Origin of the sequence: Albidovulum sp. (assembly GCF_008933605.1) — a bacterium.
GTDB lineage: Bacteria > Pseudomonadota > Alphaproteobacteria > Rhodobacterales > Rhodobacteraceae > Albidovulum.
This window is the reverse complement of sequence record NZ_WBUS01000041.1, coordinates 1-23,156: the sequence shown is the minus strand read 5'-3', so window position 1 is coordinate 23,156 and position 23,156 is coordinate 1. Positions and strand designations below refer to the sequence as shown.

Below are 23,156 nucleotides of genomic sequence, written 5' to 3'. Positions count from 1 at the left end.
GTGAACCGCGGTCGCCCCGGTCTCGGCAACGAGGCGAAGCAGCGCCTCGCGCGCCGCCCCCCGCCGCAGGATCAGCCGCGCCCCCCGCGCCTCCAGCGCCGCGGCGAGGGCCCCGATCCCCTTCGCCAGCCGCCATGTCGCGGCCGCGCCCAGCCTGTCGACCGTCTCGTCATGCAGGAAGACCGGGATGACCGGCCGCCCGGACGCCACGGCGGCAGTCAGCGCCGCATGATCGCCGAGCCTCAGATCGCGCCGGAACCAAAGGATCACCGGAGCGTCGTCTGCAACGTCTTTCATCGTGGTCCAAACACTCCGGGTCTCCGGGGGCGGCGCCCCCGGGGCTCGATGTCAAAGCACCCTATCCAGCGCTGCGATCAGCCGCGCCACGTCCTGCGCACTCGTGTAGTGCACTATCGACATACGCAGGACGCCCCGGCCCGGATCAATTCCCATCGCCGAAAGCGGCCTGACCGCGTAGAAGTCGCCCGCCCAGCAGTTGATGCCCTCCGCGGCAAGCGCCACCGACACCGGCTCGGCCGCGCGCCCGAGATCCACCGCAACGGTGGGTGCCCGCCGCGCCGCGTCCGCCGGCCCGAGAAGCCTGACATCGTTGCGATCCTTCAGGTAGTCCAGAAGCGGCTGGCAGATCGCCACCTCCTGGGCCCGCATCAGGTCGTGGACCCGCGCGGCACGCCTGCGCGCCTCCGGCTCGGGCGCGAAGTGGTGGTCATGGAGCGCGTCGAAGTAATCCGCGATCCCGGCCGAGGCCGCGACCTGCGCATGGTCGGGTCCGGCCGGCGTGAAACGCTTGTAAAGCGTGTCGCCGTTGAACCAGTGGCCCTGGTTCGGCAGCCGCATCCCGAGATCCTCGCGGATCGCCATGATCCCCTGGTGCGGCCCGTAGGTCTTGTAGGCGGAAAAGAGGTAGATGTCGGCACCGAGCGCGCCCACGTCCGGAATCCCGTGCGGCGCGTAGCTCACCCCGTCGACGCAGGTGACAGCGCCCGCGGCATGGCTCAAGCCGCCGATCTCGGCCACCGGGTTTATCTCGGCCACGACGTTCGAGCAATGCGGGAAGCAGACGAGCCGCACCCGTCCGTCGGCCAGCAGGGGCGCAAGCCGCGCGGGGTCGAGATGGCCGGTCGCGGGGTCGATCTTCCACTCGCGGACCTCCAGCCCCTCCTCCGCCAGCCGGCGCCATGGGCCGGAGTTGGCCTCGTGGTCCTGATCGGTCACGACGATCGCCTCGCCGGGCTTCAGTTCGCGGCGGAAGGCCTGGGCGAGAACGTAGGTATTCGCCGTGGTGGAGGGACCGAAGCTCAGTTCATGCGTCCTGACCCCCATCATCGCGGCGAGACGGGACCGCGCCTCGTCCATCTCCGCGCCACCGGCCTCGGCGGCGGCGTAGGGCGCGTAGGGCTGCACCTTCCGTTCGCGGTAGAAGCGGGTGAGCCGGTCGATCACCGGCGCGCAGGCGTAGGAGCCGCCGGCGTTCTCGAAGAAGGCCCGGTCGGCGAGACCGGGAACCGAGAACGCGGGAAACTGGGCGCGGACGAAATCGAGGTCGAGTTGCATCTGGTCTCCGAAGGCAGGTCACGGGCGCCACCCTGCCCCGCCCGCGCCGCATCCGCAACTCCCCGCACCGTGCGGCTTGCCCGGCCAGGGCAGCGCCCCTATATTCATCCCGTCCGGGGCGACCCGGACTATGGACATAAACGCGCTCGTAATAAGCGGTTCGGACCCGGGGGCGGTACCCGGCGGCTCCACCATCCTCCCGGCGTTGCGGGACTTAGGGGCCGAAACAGGATCGACGAACGTCTAAAGGGGTTTGCTTTGTCCCGGCGGGGTGCCACCGTTATCGGTCCGCAAAGTACAGTTGCCAACGACAACCGTGCTCCGGCAATGGCTCTGGCTGCGTAAGCAGTTCGGGTCGCCGAAACTAAGTCCTTGCGCTTAGCCGCGCAAGGCGGGGTTCGCAGGCACCTGGCAACAGAAGCCTGCACTTCCCCGCCTTCCTCCCTTCCCCTCCCGCGTTCACGCTTCGTGAGGACCGCGCGCCTAGGATGGCCTGCGCAACCTGAACAGACGGAGGGTCACGGATGACGAATCTCGACATCCTCAGGGAATGGTATCGCCGGGTCTGGATCGAGGGCGACCTCTCGGCCATCGACACCTATTTCGCGCCGAGCGGCGGCGCGGAGGGAATCATGGCCGACGGCCAGGTCAGCGCGGAGGACTTCCGCGCCTTCGTTCCTGCCATGCGCGCCCACGTGCGCGAACCCTCCTTCGAGATCGCGCGCAGCATCGAATGCGGCGAATGGGTCTGGGCCCACCTCGTCGTGCGGGCGACGACGGCGCGGGGGCTCGACCCGATCACCGTGACCGGACAGGTGGCCTGCCGGATCGTCGACGGTCGCATCGCCGAGGCCTACAACGCCTTCGATTTCATCCCCTTCTTCGAGCAGGCCGGGCTGCTGCCACGCGATGCCTTCCTGCTCCTCCTGTCGGGGGAGCGGCTCGGCCCGGCCTGACCTGCGGGCCTGCCACGGGGCCGGTGCGCGGCCCTTGCCCAGTGCCGGCATGGCCGCCATCATCGGTCCATGGCACGCAGGGCATTGATACTGGCGGCCGGCCTCGGCCTGCAGCTTCTGCGGGCGGCACCAGCTGCCGCCTGCGACGTGGCGCTCCTGCTCACCATAGACGTCTCCGGCTCCATCGACCGCGGCGAGTACCGGCTCCAGGTGGCGGGCCTCGCCGCCGCGCTCGACGATCCCGAGGTCGCCGAGGCGCTCCTTCTCGGCCAGGCGGCGCTCGGCGTCGTGCAATGGTCGGGGACCGGCAGGCAGACCGTCTCGATCCCGTGGCGGCGGATGCTGTCGCCTGCCGAGGTCGCCGATTTCGCGCGCCGTGCCCGCGACCTGCCGCGCGCCTATACCGGGTCGGACACTGCCGTGGGCGAAGCCATCGCCTTTTCCGTCGACCAGTTCGCCGCCGTCTCCGACTGCCGCCGCAAGGTCATCGACATTTCCGGGGACGGGCCGCAGAACGCGGGCGCGGCGCTCGGTCCCGCGCGCGGCGCCGCCGCGGCGGGCGAAATCGAGATCAACGCCATCGCCATCGAGGACATGGGCCGCGCCAGCCCGATCACCGAATTCTACCGCCGCTATGTCGTCACCCGGAACGGGTTTGTCGTCACCGCGCGCGGCCTCGCCGACTACCCCCGCGCGATCCGCGAGAAGATCCTGCGCGAGGTCGCCAAACCGCTCGGCTGAGCCTTGACGCGGTGCCGATCGGGTGAGACCATGCCGCATGGGGTTCGCGACCCGCCCCGTGAGGCCACGGCCCAAGCGTCGCATCCTTCAACCCGCCGAAAGGATGCCCCATGCCTGGCTTCGCAACCATAACCTGCGCCCAACTCGCCCGCCTGATCGGAACGCCCGAGGCGCCCGCCGTCGTCGACGTGCGGACCGAGGAGGATTTCGCCGCCGATCCGCGCCTGATCCCCGCCTCGCTGCGCGAGCCCCATCACCGGATCGCAGACCTCGCGCCGGTGCTCGCCGGGCGCGCCGTCGTGGTCGCCTGCCAGAGGGGGCGCAAGCTCTCCGAAGGCGCGGCCGCCCTCCTCCGCGCCCGCGGCATCGCGGCCGAATCGCTCGAGGGCGGCACGCTCGCTTGGGTCGAGGCCGGGCTGCCGATGATTCCCGCCTCAGCCCTGCCCGCCACGCACCTCTGGGTCACCCGCCAACGGCCCAAGATCGACCGCATTGCCTGCCCCTGGCTGATCCGCCGCTTCATCGACCCGGCGGCTGAGTTCCTTTTCGTCGCGCCGCCGGAGGTCATCGCCGTGGCCGAGCGGTTCGCGGCCACGCCCTTCGACGTCGAGGGAGTGCCGATTTCGCATCGCGCGGAGCGGTGCAGCTTCGATTCGCTTCTCGACGACTTCGGGCTGCACAGCGAGGCGCTCGACCGGCTCGCGCTGGTTGTCCGTGCCGCCGACACCGACCGGCACGACCTGAGCCCACAGGCGGCCGGCCTGCTGGCGGTCTCCGTCGGCCTGTCGCGCCAGTATCGCGACGACCTCGCCCAGCTCGAAGCGGGGATGGCGGTCTACGACGCGTTCTACCGCTGGGCGCGGGACGGATACGATGAGGGTCACGACTGGCCCGCGGGACGGCGCGCATGAGGCCCGACGAAACGCCCTTGCGGGTCTTCGGCCGCATCGGCCTTCTCTCCTTCGGCGGGCCGGCCGCGCAGATCGCGCTGATGCACCGCGAGCTCGTCGAGCGGCGCTCCTGGCTGAGCGAGCCGGAGTTCCTGCGAGCGCTCTCGTTCTGCATGCTCCTGCCGGGACCGGAGGCGATGCAGCTTGCGACCTACGCCGGCTGGCGGCGGGGGGGCATCCCCGCCGGGCTCCTCGCGGGCGGGCTCTTCGTCCTGCCCGGGGCCGCGGTCGTGCTAGCGCTCGCCGCGCTCTATGCCGCGTTCGGCACGCTGCCGGTCGTCGCCGCGCTCTTCCTCGGCGTCAAGGCGGCGGTGGTGGCGATCGTGATCGAGGCGCTGGTGCGCGTCGCGCGCCGGGCGCTCGCCGGCCGCCGGGAACGGCTCCTGGCCGTGGCGGCCTTCGCCGGAATCTTTGCGCTCAACCTGCCATACCCCCTCATCGTCGTCCTCGCCGGCCTTGCCGGGGCCCTCTGGCTGTCCCGGCCGCCCAACCTGCCCGCCCCCGTGCCGCCGCATCCCCGCTTCGCGGCGATCACGGCGACCGGGCTCGGCCTCTGGTGGGCGCCGGTCCTGCTCGCTGCTGCGGCGGGGGCCCCGTTCCTCACCGCCGTCGGGCTCTATTTCTCCAAGCTCGCCGTCGTCACCTTCGGCGGCGCCTATGCGGTGCTCGCCTACATGACCCAGACGGTCGTTCACGACTTCGGCTGGCTCACGACCCCGCAGATGATGGATGCCCTCGGCCTTGCCGAAACGACGCCCGGCCCGCTGATCCTCGTGACGGAGTTCGTGGCCTACCTCGCCGGTCACGGCGCCGGCGGACCGGGCCTCGGGCTTGCGGCGGCCGCAATGGCCCTCTGGGTCACCTTCGTGCCCTGCTTCCTCTGGGTCCTGGCGCTGGCCCCCATCGTCGAGTGGATCGCCACCCGTCCGCGACTCGGGGCGGCGCTCAAGGGCATCAGCGCAGCGGTCGTCGGCGTCATCGGGACGCTGGCGGTCTGGTTCGCGATGCATGTGTTCTTCGCCACCACGGAGCCGTTCGCACTCGGCCCGCTGTCGGTGACCCTTCCTCACCCCGCCTCGCTCCAGCCGTGGCCGCTCGGAATCTCGCTCGTGGCCGGCTGGCTCCTGCTCGCCCGGCACTGGAACCTCGTCGCTGTCCTCGCCCTCTCGGCGCTCGCCGGCCTTGCCGCCGCGTCCTTCGGCTGAGACCGCGGCACGGCAATGGCTCGGAGCCCTTCCTTTCCGATCCGAATCCCTTATGCTGACCCCACGCAGCCCGGGATCATGCCCATGACCAAGTCCATCGACTACGGCACGCTGATGCATCGGGCCATGCGCGGTCTGATCCACGACGTGCTCGAACAGGTCGAACGCGCAGGACTTCCGGGCGAGCATCACTTCTTCATCACCTTTGACACCCGCCAGCCCGGCGTGGAACTCGCCGATTGGTTGCGCGAACGTTATCCCGAAGAGATGACCGTGGTGATGCAGCACTGGTACGAGGACCTGGAGGTGGACGACGGCGGGTTCGGCATCACCCTCAATTTCGGCGATTCCCCCGAACGGCTCTACATTCCCTTCGACGCGATCCGCACCTTTGTCGATCCTTCGGTCGAGTTCGGCCTGAGATTCGAGACGGCCGAGGCCGACGAGGAGGACGAGGACGACGAAGAGGAAGCCGAGGCCACGGATGCGGCCGACGGCCGCCCCGAGGCCGAGGTCGTCAGCCTCGACAAGTGGCGCAAGTAACCCGCCGGCGCTTTCCCGCGGCCGTTAACGCCATCGTTCTTGGCCGGCGCGGCGGAATCGCATAGCAAGTGCGCGACTTCCCTCACGACGGACGCTCGCCATGACCCAGACCCGCACCGAGACCGACAGCTTCGGCCCGCTCGAAGTTCCCGCCGACAAGTACTGGGGCGCGCAGACCCAGCGGTCGATCCAGAACTTCCCCATCGGATGGGAACGGCAGCCCGTCGCGATCGTCCGGGCACTCGGGGTGATCAAGCGGGCCGCGGCCGAAGTGAACATGGCGACCGGCAAGCTCGATCCGGTGATCGGCAAGGCCATGGTGCGGGCGGCGGCGGAAGTCGTGGCTGGGCAGCATGACGACAACTTCCCGCTCGTCGTCTGGCAGACCGGATCGGGCACCCAGTCGAACATGAACGCGAACGAGGTCATCTCCAACCGCGCGATCGAGATTCTCGGCGGCACGATGGGCACCAAGAAGCCCGTCCATCCGAACGACCACGTGAACATGGGCCAGTCGTCGAACGATACCTTCCCGACCGCAATGCATGTCGCCATCGGCATGATGGCGCGCGACGTGCTCCTGCCGGGGCTGAGGAAGCTCCACGCCGCGCTCGCCGCAAAGTCTGAGGAGTTCCGCGACATCATCAAGATCGGCCGCACCCACACGCAGGACGCGACCCCCCTGACCTTGGGCCAGGAATTCTCGGGCTACGCCAAGCAGGTCGAGAACGGCATCGGCCGCGTCGCGATGTGCCTGCCCGCGATCTACGAACTGGCCCAGGGGGGCACGGCCGTCGGCACCGGGCTCAACACGAAGAAGGGCTGGGACGTGGCCATCGCGGCGAAGATCGCCGAGATCACCGGCCTGCCCTTCGTCACCGCGCCGAACAAGTTCGAGGCGCTCGCCGCCCATGACGCGATGGTGATGTTCTCGGGCGCGCTGAAGACCGTGGCCGCCTCGCTCTTCAAGATCGCCAACGACCTCAGGCTTCTCGGCTCGGGCCCCCGCTCGGGCCTCGGCGAACTGATCCTGCCGGAGAACGAGCCGGGATCGTCGATCATGCCCGGCAAGGTCAACCCGACCCAGGCCGAGGCGCTGACGATGGTCTGCGCCCATGTCATGGGCAATGACGCCGCCGTGGGTTTCGCCGGATCGCAGGGGCACTTCGAGCTCAACGTCTACAACCCGATGATGTCCTACAACGTGCTGCAGTCCATGCAGCTTCTGGGCGATGCGGCCGCATCCTTCACCGACAACATGGTCGTGGGCACCGAGGCCAATGTCGCGCGGATCGACCGGCTCATGAAGGAAAGCCTGATGCTGGTGACGGCGCTGGCCCCGACGATCGGCTACGACAACGCGACCAAGGTCGCCAAGACCGCGCACAAGAACGGCACGACGCTGCGCGAGGAGGCCATCGCGCTCGGCTTCGTCGACGGCGAGACATTCGACCGGATCGTTCGGCCCGAACTCATGGTCGGCCCCGAGGACTGAGGCGCGCGATGGCAGAACTCGTCAACCTGCGCGCCGCCCGCAAGGCGCGGGAGCGCGCGAAAGCCCGGGCCGAGGCGGATGCTAACGCCGCCCGCTTCGGCCGCACGAAGGCGCTCAGGGCGCTGGAGAAGGCAAGGGCCGACCAGGCGCGGGCGCTGCTCGACGGTCTTCGCCTCGGCGGCGGCGGGCGCGAGGAGCCGGCGGCGTGAGCCGGCCGGTGAAGCGCTCGCTCACGCTGAACGGCCACCGCACCAGCGTCTCGCTGGAAGAGGAGTTCTGGCGCGCCTTCCGCCGCATCGCGGAGGCGCGTGGCCTGCCGGTGAACGCGCTCGCGGCCGAAATCGACGCGGATCGCGGCGCCTATACCGGCCTCGCCACGGCAATCCGCCTTTTCGTTCTGAAGGATCTTCAGGCCCGCGTGCCGCCGCGATAGCGCGCGTCAGTGGCGCACGAAGGTCGCCGCAAGCGAGGGGTAGAGCGCCGCACGGATGCGCCGCGCCAGCGACCGCTCCTGCTCCTCCCGCACGGTCAGGGCGGACCTGCGCCGGACCCGGTCGGCAAGCTCGCCGTGGAAAAGCGACTGTATTTCCTCCCGCGAGAGCGTCGGGACCTCCGCCACGGGCTCGGCGTTCGTATTGCCCCCCCCTGTGCGCCAGGCCGGCACCGCAATGCGGAACGAGGCCGGAACCGGCAACACGGACATGAGCGTACCCGGCATGGCGACAGCCAGGGACTTCATCGACATGGCATCCCCCCGAACAAGGCACAGCTGAATGAGCAGGTTTCAGCCGATTTCCCGGATCTGACCGAATGAGCAGTTTACGGCCGAGCACTGTTTACTATGGAGAACGAATCGCCCCCCGACCATGTGAAAATGCACTGTATTTTCCCCAGCGATCAATTCAAGGTTGCGTTTCAGGTTTGTTTCATGTCGCTCACGGAAGGTGACGTGGCGTCACGTGGCGTGATCCGGAGCCGGATTCCATCGCGCGAGCGCACCGTCAGCTGCGCGACCGGCACCACCGGCGGGCCATCTGCGGGTTGGAAGCGGAACGCACGGACGAGAAGCGCGAGGATCAACGGACCCTCCGCCATGGCGAAGCCGGCGCCGGGACAGACGCGTGGCCCGGCAGAGAACGGGATATAGGCTTGGCGCTGGCAGGCGCGGCCGTTCTCCGTCTCCCACCGCGCGGGGTCGAAGCCATCGGGGTTGTCCCAGAGCCGCTCGTGCCGGTGCAGGTGCCAGGGGCTGATGACAACCTGAGCGCCGGGGGCGAGGACCCGGCCCCGGAACGTCTCCGCCGCCCTTGTCTCGCGCACGAACATCGGCACGGGCGGATAGAGCCGCATCGCCTCGCGGAAGACGGCGCGGGCGAGCTTCAGCCGGCCGAGCGCCGCGAAATCCGGGCCGGCGCCGAGCGCCCCTGCCGCTTCCTCCGCGACACGCTCCTGCCAGCCGGGAAAGAGCGAGAGGAGAAAGATCGACCAGCCGAGCGCCGACGCCGAGGTCTCGTGCCCGGCGAGGAAGAAGATCGCTACCTGGTCGACCATCTCGGCGGTGGAGAAACGGGCGCCGGTCTCCGCGTCGGGCGTCGTCATGATCTTCGTCGCCAGGTCGTCGGGCGCGGTGCCCGCCGCGATCTCGGCCGCGCGCCGTTCCGTCAGCCCGGCGATCAGCGCGCGGATCCGTGCCGCCGTCGCCCGGGTCTCGCGGCGGTGGAAGCGCGGCACCCAGGCCGGCAGCGGCAGGAGCGCGCCGAGATTCACGACGGGCGCGGCGCGCTGATGCGCGCGGAAGGCGGAGAAGACGGCCGAGGCGGTGGCATCCTCGATCGGAATCGAGAAGAGCGCGCGGAAGATCACATCCGCCGCGACGTGCGACATTTCTTCTTCGATCTCAATTGCTTCCTGACCTGTTCTCATGCCGATCCGGGTGACGGCTGCCTGCCCCGCGGCCCACATCTCGGCAAAGCTCTCGCGCACGCGCCCGCCTTCGAACGCCGGGTCGATGATGCGCCGCTGGCGCGCCCAGGTCTCGCCGTTCGTGATGAAGACGCTGTCGCCCAGAAGCGGCTTCAGCCCCTCGCGGATGCGGTCGGACTTCGGGAAGTCCATCGGCCGGCCCTTGAGCACGAGATCGACGAGCGCGGGATCGTTGCAGAGGTAGGAGCGGAAGAAGGGCGTGCGGAACTCGGCCATCCAGGCACGGTAGAGCCGCGCCGGCTGGGCCGAGAGGATGTCGGCACGGAAGAGCCTGAGGTAGCGCCAGAGCGTCACCCTGTCGGGCCGCGGCGCGGGTTTCGGCGGGATCATGCGGCCTGCCCGTAGGGATTGAGCGGCGTCTCGATCCGGCTCTGCGAGGGCGCCCTGCCCCGGTAGCGTGCGGCGAGCGTTAGGGGGCCGGCGGTGATGCGGAAGTAGTCGTAGTCCCCCGGCCGGTCGAAGGCGCAGAGATACTGGAAGTGCAGGCGGAAGAAGCGCCAGCGGAGCGTCCGCCAGCGCTCGGGGCTCAGGGTCCGCGTGAAGGCCGCCGAGACGACGAGCGGCCAGCGCTTGTCCGGCGGCGCCACGCCCGAGACCGCGACCGGATCGCAGAGCGCATAGGCACAGCCGTCTCCCGGCGCGGTCACGTCGACCCAGGCAAGTTCCTCGCGCGACGAGAGAAACGCGAGGTCGCGTCTGAGATCGTCGGCGCCGGGCAGAAATGACACCATCGGCACCACCTGCCCGAGCGAGAGAAAGCCGAGCGCCGGCCCCTCCGCGGGCACCCTGCCCGACCGGATCAGGTCAGCGAGCACCGTGACGGCGAGGTGCGCGCCCGAGGAATGGCCGACGACCAGCACCTCGTCCCAATCCTCCGAGACCGCCGCCGCGATCCGGTCGGCGAAGGCGGCGAGCCGCGGCCGCAGCGGCGGCGGCACGGCACCGCGCGCGCTCGCGCTGAAGGCGTAGTCGTGCATCAGGTACCAGGCGAAGATGCGGTTGTCGTGCCGGCGGAACCGCCGCAGGAGCATGACCGCGGCCAGCGATCCGAGCGAAATCCCGGCAAGTGTTGACACCGCCCACGGCATGTCCGGCCAGATCGCGGACCCCGCCCGGGCCACGAGCGCGAAGAGGGCTCCGCCCGCCGCGAGCGCCAGTGCCGCCTGCAACATCAGGAAGGCGACGGGATAGAGCGCGGCAATCGTCGGCCCCTTCCTCAGACGGGCCAGGCGGAAGAGCGCCCCGGAGGCAAAATAGATCCAGGCCGTGCGGGCGAGCTGGCCATAGGTGGCGGCGATGCTCCTCCCCATCGAGGCCGCCACGATGTCGGCCCAGGTCAGCACCTCGATCTCCGTCTCGACGCGCGCGCAGCCGTCCAGGTAGGTGACCTGCCATCCGGTGGGCCCGCCCGCCCGCAGGTCCAGCGCATAGCCGCTGATCCGCGCCTGTTCGGTACCCTCCTTGCGGTAGAGCTCACGGTATCGGCGGGGCGGAAACGGGTCGTATCCGGGGATGTAGAACACCCGCCGCCGTCCGACCCTGTCTGCCCTTCGCGCCATGCCGGCCCGCGTCCCCGCTGCTTCGCGTGGATGCTAGCGGATGGAAAGGGCGAAACAAGGGCGGGCGGCGGGGTGCGCCGGGATAGATCAGAGGTCCTGCCCCGCCATCACGCCGCCCGCGGCGCGGCCGAGTTGGCGCGAGACGTCGGTGAAGGCGGCATCGAAGCCCGCGAAGAGCGCCCGGTTCAAGGCCTGGCCCTCGTCGGTTCGGGAAAAGGCAAGGTAGTCGCGGATCTCGGCCTCGCTCAAGGGCGCGTAGGCCATGACGAGATAGGACCGGATCCAGAGGTCGGTTTCCTCGCGTATCGAGTCCTCCTGGCCCCAGATTTCGGCGATGATCTGGTCGTCGGTCAGCCCGTCCTTGAGCAGGCCGGCATCGCCGAGACCCTGGTAGAAGGCGTAGTTCGCGTTCATCGCGCCCACGACGTTGGCCTCCACCAGGTCGTTCGCGTCCACGAACTCGTCGATGAGGCCGGTCTTCGCCTCGCCGGCGGCGGCAAGCTCCTGGTACTTCAAGCGGCTGGCGTCCTCGACGGCCTGGTCGAGAAGGGCGCGGCGGCCGGAGATTTCCAGCGTCGTGACCTTGCGGCCGAGCGGACTCTCGAAGAAGGCTGCCATCGCGGCCACGTCGGCCTGCGACTTTTCAAGCTCCGCCTCGAATCCGTCGCCGAAGATCGGCACGATCCGCTCCACCGCGTAGATGCCGGCCACGGCCCGCTGCCAGGCTGCTCCCCCCGCCCCCGGGAACATGTCGGCCTCGATCTCGGCGCCGTAGGCCCGCCCTTCCTCGCTCATCACGGCGAAGACCTCGCCGATGCGAAGCGCCGTCTCGAGCCTTGCGACATCCCCCTCCGCCGCACTCGCGGCGCCCGAGGCCAGCGAAAGCGCCAACGCGGCCGGGGCACAGATGCGGGCGAACATGGCGGATCCTCCTGATCGATGCCCAAGAGGTAATGGTCCGGCCGGAGACTGCCAAGCGGCGGGCGAAGATTCTCCGCCGTCGCGCGGATCGCCGCCGCCGCCCGCCATTCGATTTGCCCGCGTGATCGGGGCCAACTGCCCAGAAAAAAACGTGTTGCACTGCCCGGCGCCTGCAGATAAATCCCGCCTCCACGACGACCGCAGGCACGGAGAGGTGGCAGAGTGGTCGAATGCGGCGGTCTCGAAAACCGTTGTGGGTGCAAGCCCACCGTGGGTTCGAATCCCACCCTCTCCGCCATCCTTCGACCGCCAGCGGGATCCGACGGTGCGATCCGACTACCTCTCGGCAGGCGAGCGTCCCGCATGTCCCCATAGGGCGGCTCCCAGCGCCACGCCTGCGACGCAGGCCGCAACCGCAAAGGTGATGCCGAGCCCGCTTCCTTCGGCTTCGCCGAAACCAAAGGCTACGGCCAGGCGCGGTCCTGCCGCATAGAGCGCTGCCATCGCAGACGCGCCGCAGATGAGCCCAATGTTCCGCGACAGGCCCAGGAGGGCGGATGTGACGCCCCTCTGGTCCTGCGCTGCCCTCTGCATGATCGCGGTCGTGTTGGCCGCCTGGAACATCGCATAGCCGAAGGTGATGACAACCAGCCCTGCCGTGTAGCCGCCGACCCCGAACGGGCCCGGCAACGCCGTCAGCATGAGGCATCCGGTCACCACCGAAAGAAGCCCGGCGACGATCACGGGGAAAGCGCCGAGGCGATCGACAAGACGACCTGCCGGCACGCCCGTCACGGCCGCGACCGCCGGGCCGACCGACATCACCATCCCGGTCCCGACCGGGTCGAGGCCGAGGATTCCGCCTAGGTAGAACGGACCGACGACAAGCGTCGCCATCACGATGGCCGAAACCAGCATCAGCGATGCCAGACCCGTGCCGAGGACACGTTCACGCAGGAGGCCCAGCCGAACCAGCGGCGCCGGCGCCCGGTTCTCGGTCAGGACGAAGGCCGCGAAACCGAGGGCCGACATGACGGACAGCGCCAGCAATGCGGGGCCGGACATCCTGCTGCCCAGGGTGAAGATCCCCGAGAAGGCGCCGAGGGAGAGTGCCAGCAGCGCCAAGCCCGGGAGGTCGAACCCGGTCGACTGTCGCGCGGACCTGACGTCAGCCGGAAAGAGCGCGCCGCCCGCCAGGACCGCGACCGCGCCCATGGCGGCCATGACCGCAAACACCGACGGCCAGCCCCAGGCAGCGATCAGCGCGCCGCCCGCCGTGGGGCCGAGCGCCGTCCCGACCGCCGATATCGTGCCGAGCAGACCCATGGCGCTGCCGGTGCGATCCTTCGGCACGAGATCGCCGACCATTGCGACCGTCAGGGTCATCATGACCGCGCCGCCAATGCCCTGAACGGCCCGGGCCGCGATCAGGATCGAAAGGCCGGGCGCAAGGCCGCCGACGGCCGAGGCTGCGGAGAACAGCGCCATTCCGGTCAGGAGCAGGCGGCGGCGCCCGACGAGGTCTCCCAGACGCCCCACTCCGACGATCAGGCTGGTGGCGGCGAGAAGATAGCTGATCACCACCCACTGCACGTCCGCCATGGTTGCGTCGAACGCCCTCGCGAGCGTCGGGAGGGCGACGTTCGTGATGCTGGTTCCGAGGGAGGGAAGAAGCATCGCAAGCGACAATGCGGCGAGCCGCGGTCCATATGCTCTCTCTGGTGCAAGCGCGATCTCCAACATCATCGCACCTGCGCGGGCGACTTCACCAGCGCTCCCACGAGGCGCCGGGCGAGAGGTGCGACGAAAAGAACGGTCGGGAAGGCGACGAGCCATGACGGAAGCCAGGCGCCGAGCCAGAGAGTGACGAACCCGTCGGCAAGCCCTGCGTTGCGCAGGGTCGCGATGCCCGACACGATGAGGGACATAAGGGCCGAAAGGACAAACCCGAACAGGACCGGGGCGAAGCGGGGTGACATCTTGGTCTCCTTGGTTGTTGCTCCCGGACACCTAGCCGTACTTGGGTCATTGCGAAACGCGCAGCGTTAGCATCTAATCGTTGCGTCAAACGCCATGTGTCGCGAGGCCCGGGATGCCCGACCTGAACCTGCTGGTGACGCTCGATGTCCTGCTGTCCGAGGGCAGCGTCGCGGGCGCGGCGCGACGACTTCGGCTCAGCCCCTCGGCGATGAGCAGGGCCCTTGCGCGATTGCGCGAGGTGACGGGTGATCCGCTTCTGGTGCGGGCAGGCCGCAGCCTCGTGCCAACGCCGCGCGCCATCGAGATTCGCGGTCAGTTGGGTCCGATCGTGGAGGGCGCGAAGGCCGTACTCCGGCCGGCCGAGGCACTGGACCTGGCACGGCTGTCGCGCCGTTTCATCCTGCGCAGCAGCGAGGGCTTTGCCGAGACCTTCGGACCACAGCTTCTGTCGCGGGCCGCGGCGCAGGCGCCCGGCGTGACCCTCCGGTTCCTGACAAAGCCCGACAAGGAGAGCGCGCCCTTGCGCGAAGGCGAGGTCGACCTGGAGACCGGCGTGATCGACGCCGCGACGGCACCGGAACTCCGCGCCGGCCCGCTCTTCCGTGACCGCTGGATCGGCGTAGTCCGCGGCGACCATGCCCTTGCCGACGGCCCCGTGTCAGCGGAACGCCTTGCCGCATGCGGTCACATCCAGGTTCTGAGGCGCGGCCTGCACAGCGGCGAGATTGACGAGGCGGCGCACGGTGCGGGGATCGAACGCCGGATCTGCGCCGTCGTGAGCGGCTTCTCGACGGCTCTGGCGCTGGCGCGCGATACCGACCTCGCGGCCATCGTTCCGGAACGCCATACCGCGGCGCTGCGGCAGGGATTGTGCAGCTTCGACCTGCCGTTCCACGTCGCACCCTTCACCATCTCGATGCTCTGGCATCCGCGGATGGATGGTGACCAGGCGCATCGCTGGTTTCGGAACCTGGTTCGTGGCGTGTGCGCGGCCGGACCGAAGCTGCCGGTCTGAGCGCCTTGTGGCGTCGCTGTGTCCAGGCCCCAAGGACGGGATGCGGAATGCAACGCGGGCCGATGCTCGGTGTGAAGCGAACCTCAGACGGATCGCCCGAGGTGCCCGCGAGCGATGACTGGCATCGCATGGTCATTGGGAGCGGTCAGCGAAGCGCCGGCGGCCTGCGGCCGCGCAGGATGTACGCGATCGCCTCGAGGATGATCCCGTTCGTATTGACGTCCGAATAGCCCTTCATGCCCTCGCCGCTGGCCGCGAAGACGCCGGGGGAAAAGCCCATGCCGTCGATCCGTGCGCGGGCCCGCACGTGCCTGGCAAGCAGGGTGGCATAGGCCGATGGCCGGGCCGCGACCCAGAGGTAGGCCGCCTTCGAGTTGACGAGCATGGTCTCGTGCCGGAAGGCGGGCGTGTTGAACCGCGCATCGGCGGAAGCGGCGTTCACCGCCCAGCGGTTCTCGACCGAGGTCACGTTCAGGCCCTGATAGGTGAACCAGGGTTCGCGATTGATCGGCGCCTCCGACAGACAGACGAGCCTGCCGGAGCTTTCGTGTTCGCGCGATTGCGCCGCGAAGAGCACATCGGCGAGCAGGTTTGCCGGTTCCGACAGGCCCATCTCGAGCGCCTCGAGAAGCAGCGGTTCGGCGCCGAGCGGACCGAGACCGGCGAGCGCCAGCAGCAGGCGCATGTCGCGGTCGGGGCCCGGCGCCATGTCCGGCACCTCGTAGGGCGAAGCGGCGTCGATGCCGCGGGCGCGGAACGCGCGGGCGGTGTAGTGCGCGCAGTGCGAGCGGAAGCGATCGGCCAGCCGCCCCTTCACGACGGAATGGACATGCCCGTCCTTGACCACTGCGGAGAGATCCCAGCCGGCGATCTTCCGCCCGGCGATCCCGCGCGTCGGCGGATATGCGTCAAGCATGCGCAGCACGCTCAGGAGGCGGCCGGTGTCGCAGGCGTTGAAGTCCTCCGAGAGGGGCGCGCCGGTGTCCGAGGAGATGACTTCGCACGGCAGGCGCAACTCTCCGACGCGGGTGACCGGAAGGGCACGGACGAGAAGCTCGGACCGGGTCACGAAGTCCCTCTCCGGGATCAGCCCGAGTTCGTGCGCCGCCATGACCGCGGCAATCAGGCTCCCGAGGTCCCACATCGTCATCTCGCGGTGCAGCCAGACGCCGTCTTCCTGCACGTCCGCCGTGTCGACACAGAGCCCCGTGGCCGCCACCGAGAAGCGCTCGAAGTAGCTCCAGGCCTGGCGCGCGTCGGCCAGCAGTTCCTCGGCCGAAAGCGCTTCCGGATCGCCCTCGCCGGGCCGGTGGCGGCGCGCGTCACGCAGCAGGCCGAAGACCGGGTCGGGCGAGGTCGTCGTCCGGAAGAAGGTGGGGACATCGACAAGTCTTGTCCCGGGATCGAGCCGGAAACCCTGCAGCGCATCGAGCGTGGCCCGGCGCGCCGGCGCTGTCGCATAGTCGGCGGGGGCGATGGCAAGGACGGCGTCCCGCATCGACGCCCCTTCGGCGAGCAGGCCGGCGGCCTCCGAAACCGGTGTCTCGCCGCGGATGACAGGCCCCCGCCCGTCAAAGGCGGGCGCCGCCCCCGGCACAAGAAGGAGGTCCGCGTCCGCCGCCAGGTCGGTTGTCGCGCGATCGGACCCGGCCGGCACGATCATGCAGTGAAAATCTCCCCCCGGACCCATGTCGGCAGGGCCCGGCGCGCCCTGCCCGGCATTGACAAGCGTCCGACATCCGGCATCGTCATCGCCTCCGGCGCCGCCCGCACCCGCCGGCACGGTTTCGGTGACGTCGATGCCCAGGGTGCGAAGCTCCGCCTCCAGCGCGGCGAGGGCACCCGGGGAGGCTTGCGTGCCGCGCTCGATCCGGAGGGCGACGAGCCGCAACTGATCCGCGCCGAACCAGCGCGCATGCTCGCGCGGAAGCGCGACGAACCGCCGGCCTTCGGCGAGTTCCCGGCCGATGGCATCGACGATCCGCTGCGCGCGCAACCGCACGTCGGGCAGCGGCAGACGTTCGACGCCGGACAGGGAGAGGGCAAGCTGGACCCACCCCGGCCCGGCGAAGACCGACTCCAACCAAGGGGCTGGATCGCCGCGGTCGGCGAGGACCAACCTCGTGGCGCCGCGAAGGCAGACGGTCAGGCCGGCGCATCCCTGCGATGCAACGGACTGCCCGGCTGCAAGCTCCAGGACGTTGCGGATGCCGAGGCAGCGCAGGGCGTCGAAATTCGCGAAGCCCGGCGCGTCGGTGGCAATCGTGACCGGCGCCGACATGGCCGTTGCGGGACCGCCCGCCGGCACGTCGCCCATCCGCGCGATCGCATCGCTGGCTTCCCGGCGCTGGAAGTAGGCCGGAAGCATGTGGACCCCGGGAAGGGACAGGATCGGCTCCACCCGTTCGGGCGCTTCGGCAAGCGTGCGCCGCAGGACGTCGGCCGAAGCGGGGTCGGACCAGGCGGACAGATGCGGAGCCAGACCGAACGGGATCCCCGCGTCCAGGAAGGGCACAAGGAAGGCCCGCAAGCGGTCCGCGCGCGTCGTCGGGTCAATTCCCTCAATGACGACGAACAGCGCGTCGCTTGGCGCGGCGGCGCGGCTCGGGAGCGGCAGGGCCGGAAACAGGATCGACGGCGCGAGGAGCCTCAGGACTGTTCTTCGGTCTAGCTTCATCCGCTCTCCTCGGGCCCGGGATCCGGCCTCGGCCCGCTCGGACCAAACGCCACAGAAACGGCTCAAATCCGTGGTTTCCATTGGAAACGAAGTCTATAGCAGCGAGAACAGGGGCGCACAGGGGCGAATGCGGCCGCTGGCAAAGGCGTCGGGTACGAAGATGGCAGACCGTCACGAGCAGAAGGCCGCCCGGAGACGGTCACACAAGCGCAATCCCGTCTTCCTTGACCCGCTGCATCGTCGCGCACGGTTGATCAGGATCGCGGCCAGCCTCTCGGGCCTGCTGCTCCTCGTCTGGCTGTCCACGGTCGCCATTGGCATCTATTATATTGATATCCTTCCGGAAAACGAGAAGGTCGCCCTGATCCGAACCGGCGCCTCCGACACCGACGGCGTCGCCGCGCGGGCCCCGGCACCTGCGCCCGAAGCGTGCAGCGGCGAGCCGATCGATTCCGCCGCGGCCCTTCCGCAGGACGGCAGCATGACACGCTCGGCCTACCTGCGGGTCTGGCCGGACTGGTCGCTTGAGACGCTGACGGGGCATTGCAGTGGCCTCGACACGATTCTCGCCGAATGGATCGAGATCGATCCCGGGTCGCAGACCGCCACCTGGCTCAGCGAGGCCGGGTCGGACGCCGCCTTGCAGGACCTCAAACGCGCCTCGCCCACTTTGGGACTCGAACTCGTGGCGCTCCTGCCCTTGCCGCCTGCCGAACCCGGGGATGCCTCGGTGCTCGACAGTCCCGCGTCTCGGGCGCGGATTGTTTCCGCCCTGTCGTCAAAGATCGGGACGGGCGTCTATGCGGGCCTCTGCCTCTATCCCCGGCAAGCCGGCCCCGAACATCTTCCTGGCCTGCGCGCGCTGCTGCGCGAGATGACGGCGGCGCTCCCTTCAGGGGTGCGGAGTTGCCTCGTGACCGATGCCGAGGGCGCGCTCTGGCGCGACGGCCGCCTCGTGCAGGCCGTGGATTCGGTCGTCCTTCGGGCGTTCCGCGAGCCGCGAAGCGACACCCGCCCGGGACCGCTCGCCCCGCAGGCCTGGTTCGAAACCCTTCTGGAGGACGCCGCAGCCGCGACAGGGCCGGAAAAACTGCGCGTCGCGCTCGGCTCCTTTGCCGTCATGTGGTCCGGGAGCGCGGCCGAGCCCACCGAGATCGCCTTCGCGGAGGCGATGCGGCTCGTTGCGCGGAATGATGCGGTGATCGGACTGGACGCGGCATCGCTGAACACCCGCTCGCGGTTCGTCGCCGAGGATGGCCGCGCAGCGGAGCTTTGGTTCCTCGACGCGGCAAGCCTGCACAACCAGTTGAAATCCCTGGCAGACCGTGGGGTCGCGGGCACCGTGCTCTGGACCGTCGGGCTCGAGGATCCGGGGGCCTGGACGCTGGTTGCAAGGGGCGCCGGCCCGCAGATCGCCGCGGCGCTGGAGACGGTGTCTTTCCCCGACTACGTCGGCTACGAGGGAACCGGGCCGTTCCGCAGGGTCGCGCAAACGGCCGTCACGGGGGAGCGGAGGTTCTTCCGCGATCCGGGCACGGGTCTCATCAATGGCCTCGTCTATGACCGCGTACCCCGTCCCGTCACGGTTGAACGCTACGGCCATGCCCCCGGAAAGGTCATTGCGCTGACCTTCGACGACGGGCCGGACCCGGACTTCACCGGCGCCATCCTCGACATGCTTGAGGCGAACGGCGTCACGGCCACCTTCTTCGTCATCGGCAGCAACGTCGTGCAATATCCCGGCATCGTGCGGCGCATGGTGGCCGAGGGGCACGAGGTCGGCTCCCACACGTTCTTCCATCCGGAGGATGACGCGCTCGGCCCCGAGCGCGCGCAACTCGAACTCAACGCGCTGCAAAGACTTCTGGCAAGCGTCACCGGGCGGACGACCTACCTCTTCCGGATGCCCTACGGACGTAGCGAGGGCCCGCTGACGGCCGAGGAGGCCGCACAGCAACTGCTGGTCGAGCACGAGGGCCATCTTGTGGCCGGCGCGGACATCGTGCCGCGCGACTGGGAAGGGATGAGCCCGACCGAGATCGCCGACTACGTCCTGGCGCAGGCGGAGGGGGACCAGGGACAGGTGGTCGTGCTGCACGATGCGGGCGGCGACAGGTCCGCGACGGTCGCGGCCGTGTCGATGATGATCGACCGTCTCCGGGCCGAAGGCTACGGCTTCGTGCCGCTCTCGGGCTTTCTCGGTCTCTCGCGCGACGAGGTCATGCCCCTCGCCACGGACCGGTTCACGCCCTTCGACCTTGCCTCCTTCGTCGTCATCGCGGCGCTTGGCCGGTTTCTCGTCTGGATCTTCTGGGCGGGGGTCGCCTACGGGGTGGCCAGATCCCTCTTCGTCCTCGCCCTGGCACTCTTGCGGCGGCGGCATCCCGGGCACCCGGGCGAACCGCCCGGAAGCGTGACCATCGCCATTCCCGCCTACAACGAGGAACTCGTCATCGTCGACGCGATCGCGGCCGCCCTCGCCTCCGACTACCCGGGCATTCGCGTCATCGTCGTCGACGACGGTTCGACCGACGGAACGGCCGCGGCGGTGGAGCGTGCCTTCGCGGACGAGCCGAGGGTCCGGCTGATCCGGCAGGAGAACGGCGGCAAGTGCAGTGCGCTCAACGCCGCCTATGCCGAGGTCAGGACAGAGGTCGTGGTCGCCGTGGACGCGGACACGATCCTCGACCGCGACGCGGTGAAACTGCTCATGGGGCACTTCGCCGACCCGCGGATCGGCGCCGTCGCCGGAAACGTCAGGGTCGGCAACCGCCGGGGGCTTCTCGCGCGGCTCCAGGCGCTGGAATACATCACCGCGCAGAACATCGACCGCCGCGCCGCCGAACGCCTGAACGCGATGCTCGTCGTGCCAGGGGCCATCGGCGCATGGCGCGCCGAGGCGGTGCGCAAGGTCGGGCTCTATTCCGCCGACACGATCACCGAGGACGCCGATCTCACCGTCGCGATCCAGCGCGCGGGTTACCGCGTGGTGTTCGAGGAACGCGCCTTCTCCGTCACCGACGCGCCAGAGACCCTTCCGACCTTCATGCGGCAGCGCCTGCGCTGGTCCTTCGGCATGATGCAGACCGCCTGGAAACACCGCCGCGCGGCGAAGACGGCGCGCGGGGTGGGCTGGTTTTCAATCCCCGATCTCTGGGTGACCGGCATCCTCTTCGGCCTCCTCGCGCCGGTGGCCGACGCGGTCTTCCTCGGCGCACTCGTCAGGGAGGGCCTGAACCTCGCGCAGGGCCTGCCCGTGCTGGCCGATGAGCTGTCGATCTCGATCATCGCCGGATGGGCAGTCCTGCCGCTGATCGACGTGATCGTGGTGTTCACGGCCTTCGGCTACGAACGACGCGAGCAACTGTCGCTCGCCCTGCTCATTCCGTTCCAGCGGCTGCTTTATCGGCCGCTCCTCTACGTCACGGTCTACAGGGCCGTCGGCCGCGCGCTGGCGGGCAGGATCGCGGGCTGGGGCAAGCTCATTCGCTTCACCCGCGTCCAGGGGCCGGCGCGATGAGCGGCCGGTCCCGCGCCAGGACCGTCAGGAAAACACCTGGCAGCCGCCGGTGGCTATCTCGCCTTCCTGGACCGGCAGGTCGCGCGGGGGATTGATGATCGCCGACTGGATTGCGGTGATCCTGCGGGCGCAGGCGTCCGAGGCCTGCGGCGACACGCTCTTGCCGCCGATCCAGATGTCGAGCCACGGGTGCCCGTTGTGCCCGGTGTGGCAGGGGCCGCCCTGCGGTTTGGGCCCGTCGCCGCAGACATCCTCGACGATGGCGTACTTGCGCAGCCTCGGCAGGTAGAACCGCGTGCCCTCCGGGTAGTCCAGCGTCTGCCGGCCAGCGACGATGCTGTGGCCTACCGCGATCGTGATCGGGTCCTTCCAGGTCCCCGTGCCGCCTGCCCGCTGCCGCAGGACCGGCCGGGCAATGGCCGACGATCCGGGCGGCGTGTTGTCCCAGTACGTATATCCGGTAAGGTAGATGGGGAACTGCCGGGACACATCGGCGGTCCGGGCGGCGGCCTGGACCACCATGCCGCCATTCATGTCGATCCCCTGGGCCCGCGAGACGGGAGCCTCGCTGCACGACGCCACGCCCAGGCAGGTCGCCGCGGCCAGATGAAATTTTGCCGGTATCTTGCGCATTCTCTGCTCTCCCCAAGACATTTCAGAAGCTGAATGTATCGGCAATCTGCCATGCGATGGGAGGTGTTCCTAGACCGCAACAGTGGGTTTTCTGTGGCGAAACGATGTCACGTTTCGATCCGTCGTCCGCTGCTCCGGTCGAACAAGTGCATGTTATCATGAGAAAATGCCAGCCTGATGCGGCTCTCGGCGGCCACCTGCGAATGCGGCGAAAGGCTCGCGACAAGCGGATTTCCGCTGTGCCGGGCGAAGACGATCACGTCGGGGCCGGTCAGATCGGCGAAATCCACAGTCACGTCGATGGCGTTTGCCTCCCCCGCATCGGCAAGGTGCAGGTCCTCCGGGCGAAGGCCGAGGAGGACCGGGCGCGGCCCAACGCTCCTGATCGGAAGCGCCAGGCGCTGCCCGGATGCGTCCAGCCGCAATCCCTCCGGACCCAGCGTCGCCTCGAGCATGTTCATCGGCGGCGCGCCGACGAACTCGGCCACGAAGACGGTCGCGGGCCGGTTGTAGATTTCCTCCGGCGTGCCCACCTGTTCGATCCGCCCCGCGCGCATGACGGCGATCCGGGTGGCGAGCGTCATCGCCTCGATCTGGTCATGGGTCACGTAGACAACCGTCGTCCGAAGCAGCCGGTGCAGCCGCTTCAGTTCTGCCCGCATCTCCATCCGCAGCTTGGCGTCGAGGTTGGAGAGTGGTTCGTCGAAGAGGAAGACCTTGGGCTCGCGCACGAGTGCGCGGCCGATGGCGACGCGCTGGCGCTGGCCGCCGGAGAGCTGCGCCGGCTTGCGCTGCAAGAGTTCCTCGATCCTCAGCATCCGCGCGACCTTCTCGATCGCCGCGAGCCGGCGGGCCTTCGGCACACCGCGCATCTCCAGCCCGAAGCCGATGTTCCGCTCGACGGTCAGGTTCGGGTAGAGCGCGTAGGACTGAAACACCATCGCGATGTCGCGGTCCTTGGGGTGCACCTCGTTCATGCGTTTCCCGTCGATCCGGATCTCGCCCGAGGTCGGCGTCAGGAGGCCGGCGATGATGTTCAGGATCGTCGATTTGCCGCACCCGGACGCGCCGAGCAGCACGAGGAATTCGCCATCGGCAAGCGCGAGGTCGATGTCCTTCAGGATCTCGGTGCTGCCATAGGACTTGCTTATGCCGAGGAGTTCGAGCGTGCTCATGCGGAGACCCCGCCGACAGGGGACGGCGCCTCCGCGCCGTAGCGACGGGGCGAGGTCGAGATCGCGCAGGAAGCCGTGTGCACCCCGGCGGCGAGGCAGGCTTCGAGCGGCAGGCCGTCCGCCTCCGCGGCGAGGTAGGCCGCGTTGAAGATATCGCCCGCGCCGATCGTGTCGGCCGCGACGACCCGTGGCGCCGCGACCCTGTGCAGCGGGCCGCCTGCCGCCTGC

22 protein-coding genes, 1 tRNA gene and 1 other RNA gene are annotated in these 23,156 nt (G+C 69.3%); 12 read left to right on the top strand and 12 right to left on the bottom strand.

Translation table 11 applies throughout. The annotated features are described in order from the left end of the window. Positions 1-297: deoxyribodipyrimidine photo-lyase (locus tag F9K34_RS07835; RefSeq protein ID WP_291336358.1), on the bottom strand; the 297-nt coding region annotated here is incomplete at its 3' end. Between the two features lie 51 nt (positions 298-348). Further along, a complete protein-coding gene (locus F9K34_RS07830; RefSeq protein ID WP_291336357.1) occupies positions 349-1,575 on the bottom strand; it encodes an aminotransferase class V-fold PLP-dependent enzyme in 1,227 nt (408 codons plus the stop codon). 72 nt (positions 1,576-1,647) lie between these two features. On the opposite strand from F9K34_RS07830, the gene ssrA reads away from it, so the two are divergent. From ssrA to F9K34_RS07785, 9 genes are all read left to right on the top strand, one after another. Further along, positions 1,648-2,004: a transfer-messenger RNA gene (ssrA, locus tag F9K34_RS07825) on the top strand. Between the two features lie 95 nt (positions 2,005-2,099). Continuing rightward, positions 2,100-2,531 (top strand): ester cyclase, encoded by a 432-nt coding sequence (locus F9K34_RS07820; protein WP_291336356.1) that lies wholly within the window; start codon positions 2,100-2,102, stop codon positions 2,529-2,531. 69 nt (positions 2,532-2,600) lie between these two features. Next, on the top strand, positions 2,601-3,272 hold the full coding sequence (locus F9K34_RS07815; RefSeq protein WP_291336355.1) for a DUF1194 domain-containing protein: 672 nt from the start codon (positions 2,601-2,603) through the stop codon (positions 3,270-3,272). Between the two features lie 110 nt (positions 3,273-3,382). Continuing rightward, entirely contained in the window at positions 3,383-4,183 is an 801-nt protein-coding gene (locus F9K34_RS07810) for a sulfurtransferase/chromate resistance protein (protein ID WP_291336354.1), read from the top strand. Further along, on the top strand, positions 4,180-5,427 hold the full coding sequence (gene chrA, locus F9K34_RS07805; protein ID WP_291336353.1) for a chromate efflux transporter: 1,248 nt from the start codon (positions 4,180-4,182) through the stop codon (positions 5,425-5,427). The genes F9K34_RS07810 and chrA overlap by 4 nt, the downstream gene beginning before the upstream one ends. An 84-nt stretch (positions 5,428-5,511) precedes the next feature. Then, positions 5,512-5,970, top strand: a complete 459-nt coding sequence (locus F9K34_RS07800; RefSeq protein ID WP_291336352.1) for an SspB family protein — start codon at positions 5,512-5,514, stop codon at positions 5,968-5,970. Positions 5,971-6,070: 100 nt separating this feature from the next. Beyond that, complete coding sequence (gene fumC / locus F9K34_RS07795) at positions 6,071-7,465, top strand: class II fumarate hydratase (RefSeq protein ID WP_291336351.1); 1,395 nt, start codon at positions 6,071-6,073, stop codon at positions 7,463-7,465. Between the two features lie 8 nt (positions 7,466-7,473). Then, complete coding sequence (locus F9K34_RS07790; RefSeq protein WP_291336350.1) at positions 7,474-7,674, top strand: DUF4169 family protein; 201 nt, start codon at positions 7,474-7,476, stop codon at positions 7,672-7,674. After that, on the top strand, positions 7,671-7,898 hold the full coding sequence (locus F9K34_RS07785) for a ribbon-helix-helix domain-containing protein (RefSeq protein ID WP_291336349.1): 228 nt from the start codon (positions 7,671-7,673) through the stop codon (positions 7,896-7,898). The genes F9K34_RS07790 and F9K34_RS07785 overlap by 4 nt, the downstream gene beginning before the upstream one ends. Positions 7,899-7,904: 6 nt before the next feature. On the opposite strand, the gene F9K34_RS07780 is transcribed toward F9K34_RS07785, so the two are convergent. The 4 genes from F9K34_RS07780 to F9K34_RS07765 form a co-directional block, all read right to left on the bottom strand. Then, a complete protein-coding gene (locus F9K34_RS07780; RefSeq protein ID WP_291336348.1) occupies positions 7,905-8,210 on the bottom strand; it encodes a hypothetical protein in 306 nt (101 codons plus the stop codon). 170 nt (positions 8,211-8,380) lie between these two features. Continuing rightward, positions 8,381-9,778 (bottom strand): cytochrome P450, encoded by a 1,398-nt coding sequence (locus F9K34_RS07775; RefSeq protein ID WP_291336347.1) that lies wholly within the window; start codon positions 9,776-9,778, stop codon positions 8,381-8,383. Next, a complete protein-coding gene (locus tag F9K34_RS07770) occupies positions 9,775-11,007 on the bottom strand; it encodes a hypothetical protein (RefSeq protein ID WP_291336346.1) in 1,233 nt (410 codons plus the stop codon). The genes F9K34_RS07775 and F9K34_RS07770 overlap by 4 nt, the downstream gene beginning before the upstream one ends. Before the next feature lie 87 nt (positions 11,008-11,094). Next, a complete protein-coding gene (locus tag F9K34_RS07765) occupies positions 11,095-11,928 on the bottom strand; it encodes a DUF2059 domain-containing protein (RefSeq protein WP_291336345.1) in 834 nt (277 codons plus the stop codon). A 208-nt stretch (positions 11,929-12,136) separates the two neighbouring features. On the opposite strand from F9K34_RS07765, the gene F9K34_RS07760 reads away from it, so the two are divergent. Further along, positions 12,137-12,226, top strand: a tRNA-Ser gene (locus tag F9K34_RS07760). Between the two features lie 38 nt (positions 12,227-12,264). On the opposite strand, the gene F9K34_RS07755 is transcribed toward F9K34_RS07760, so the two are convergent. Continuing rightward, complete coding sequence (locus F9K34_RS07755) at positions 12,265-13,671, bottom strand: MFS transporter (RefSeq protein WP_291336344.1); 1,407 nt, start codon at positions 13,669-13,671, stop codon at positions 12,265-12,267. Further along, positions 13,671-13,907, bottom strand: coding sequence for a DUF2798 domain-containing protein (locus F9K34_RS07750; protein WP_291336343.1), 237 nt, complete (start codon positions 13,905-13,907; stop codon positions 13,671-13,673). Before F9K34_RS07750 ends, F9K34_RS07755 begins: the two co-directional genes overlap by 1 nt. Positions 13,908-14,020: 113 nt before the next feature. On the opposite strand from F9K34_RS07750, the gene F9K34_RS07745 reads away from it, so the two are divergent. Further along, positions 14,021-14,923 carry a LysR family transcriptional regulator gene (locus F9K34_RS07745; protein WP_291336342.1) on the top strand — a complete coding sequence of 301 codons (903 nt, stop codon included), beginning with the start codon at positions 14,021-14,023 and terminating at the stop codon, positions 14,921-14,923. A 145-nt stretch (positions 14,924-15,068) separates the two neighbouring features. Here the strand turns inward: F9K34_RS07745 and F9K34_RS07740 are convergent, their stop codons facing one another. Further along, a complete protein-coding gene (locus F9K34_RS07740) occupies positions 15,069-17,600 on the bottom strand; it encodes a DUF3131 domain-containing protein (RefSeq protein WP_291336341.1) in 2,532 nt (843 codons plus the stop codon). A 160-nt stretch (positions 17,601-17,760) separates the two neighbouring features. On the opposite strand from F9K34_RS07740, the gene F9K34_RS07735 reads away from it, so the two are divergent. Next, positions 17,761-21,120 (top strand): polysaccharide deacetylase family protein, encoded by a 3,360-nt coding sequence (locus F9K34_RS07735; RefSeq protein WP_291336340.1) that lies wholly within the window; start codon positions 17,761-17,763, stop codon positions 21,118-21,120. 24 nt (positions 21,121-21,144) lie between these two features. On the opposite strand, the gene F9K34_RS07730 is transcribed toward F9K34_RS07735, so the two are convergent. From F9K34_RS07730 to F9K34_RS07720, 3 genes are all read right to left on the bottom strand, one after another. After that, positions 21,145-21,753 carry a hypothetical protein gene (locus F9K34_RS07730; protein WP_291336339.1) on the bottom strand — a complete coding sequence of 203 codons (609 nt, stop codon included), beginning with the start codon at positions 21,751-21,753 and terminating at the stop codon, positions 21,145-21,147. Positions 21,754-21,860: 107 nt separating this feature from the next. Next, positions 21,861-22,928, bottom strand: a complete 1,068-nt coding sequence (locus F9K34_RS07725; RefSeq protein WP_291336338.1) for an ABC transporter ATP-binding protein — start codon at positions 22,926-22,928, stop codon at positions 21,861-21,863. Then, the coding region (locus F9K34_RS07720; protein WP_291336337.1) for a PfkB family carbohydrate kinase at positions 22,925-23,156 on the bottom strand (232 nt) is incomplete at its 5' end. The genes F9K34_RS07720 and F9K34_RS07725, both read right to left, overlap by 4 nt.

Excerpts from the sequence above, each read along its gene's own strand:
- F9K34_RS07830 (WP_291336357.1), bottom strand. The coding sequence starts at position 1,575 with ATGCAACTCGACCTCGATTTCGTCCGCGCCCAGTTTCCCGCGTTCTCG.
- F9K34_RS07820 (WP_291336356.1), top strand. The coding sequence starts at position 2,100 with ATGACGAATCTCGACATCCTCAGGGAATGGTATCGCCGGGTCTGGATC.
- F9K34_RS07815 (WP_291336355.1), top strand. The coding sequence starts at position 2,601 with ATGGCACGCAGGGCATTGATACTGGCGGCCGGCCTCGGCCTGCAGCTT.
- F9K34_RS07810 (WP_291336354.1), top strand. The coding sequence starts at position 3,383 with ATGCCTGGCTTCGCAACCATAACCTGCGCCCAACTCGCCCGCCTGATC.
- chrA (WP_291336353.1), top strand. The coding sequence starts at position 4,180 with ATGAGGCCCGACGAAACGCCCTTGCGGGTCTTCGGCCGCATCGGCCTT.
- F9K34_RS07800 (WP_291336352.1), top strand. The coding sequence starts at position 5,512 with ATGACCAAGTCCATCGACTACGGCACGCTGATGCATCGGGCCATGCGC.
- fumC (WP_291336351.1), top strand. The coding sequence starts at position 6,071 with ATGACCCAGACCCGCACCGAGACCGACAGCTTCGGCCCGCTCGAAGTT.
- F9K34_RS07790 (WP_291336350.1), top strand. The coding sequence starts at position 7,474 with ATGGCAGAACTCGTCAACCTGCGCGCCGCCCGCAAGGCGCGGGAGCGC.
- F9K34_RS07780 (WP_291336348.1), bottom strand. The coding sequence starts at position 8,210 with ATGTCGATGAAGTCCCTGGCTGTCGCCATGCCGGGTACGCTCATGTCC.
- F9K34_RS07775 (WP_291336347.1), bottom strand. The coding sequence starts at position 9,778 with ATGATCCCGCCGAAACCCGCGCCGCGGCCCGACAGGGTGACGCTCTGG.
- F9K34_RS07770 (WP_291336346.1), bottom strand. The coding sequence starts at position 11,007 with ATGGCGCGAAGGGCAGACAGGGTCGGACGGCGGCGGGTGTTCTACATC.
- F9K34_RS07765 (WP_291336345.1), bottom strand. The coding sequence starts at position 11,928 with ATGTTCGCCCGCATCTGTGCCCCGGCCGCGTTGGCGCTTTCGCTGGCC.
- F9K34_RS07755 (WP_291336344.1), bottom strand. The coding sequence starts at position 13,671 with ATGTTGGAGATCGCGCTTGCACCAGAGAGAGCATATGGACCGCGGCTC.
- F9K34_RS07750 (WP_291336343.1), bottom strand. The coding sequence starts at position 13,907 with ATGTCACCCCGCTTCGCCCCGGTCCTGTTCGGGTTTGTCCTTTCGGCC.
- F9K34_RS07745 (WP_291336342.1), top strand. The coding sequence starts at position 14,021 with ATGCCCGACCTGAACCTGCTGGTGACGCTCGATGTCCTGCTGTCCGAG.
- F9K34_RS07740 (WP_291336341.1), bottom strand. The coding sequence starts at position 17,600 with ATGAAGCTAGACCGAAGAACAGTCCTGAGGCTCCTCGCGCCGTCGATC.
- F9K34_RS07735 (WP_291336340.1), top strand. The coding sequence starts at position 17,761 with ATGGCAGACCGTCACGAGCAGAAGGCCGCCCGGAGACGGTCACACAAG.
- F9K34_RS07730 (WP_291336339.1), bottom strand. The coding sequence starts at position 21,753 with ATGCGCAAGATACCGGCAAAATTTCATCTGGCCGCGGCGACCTGCCTG.
- F9K34_RS07725 (WP_291336338.1), bottom strand. The coding sequence starts at position 22,928 with ATGAGCACGCTCGAACTCCTCGGCATAAGCAAGTCCTATGGCAGCACC.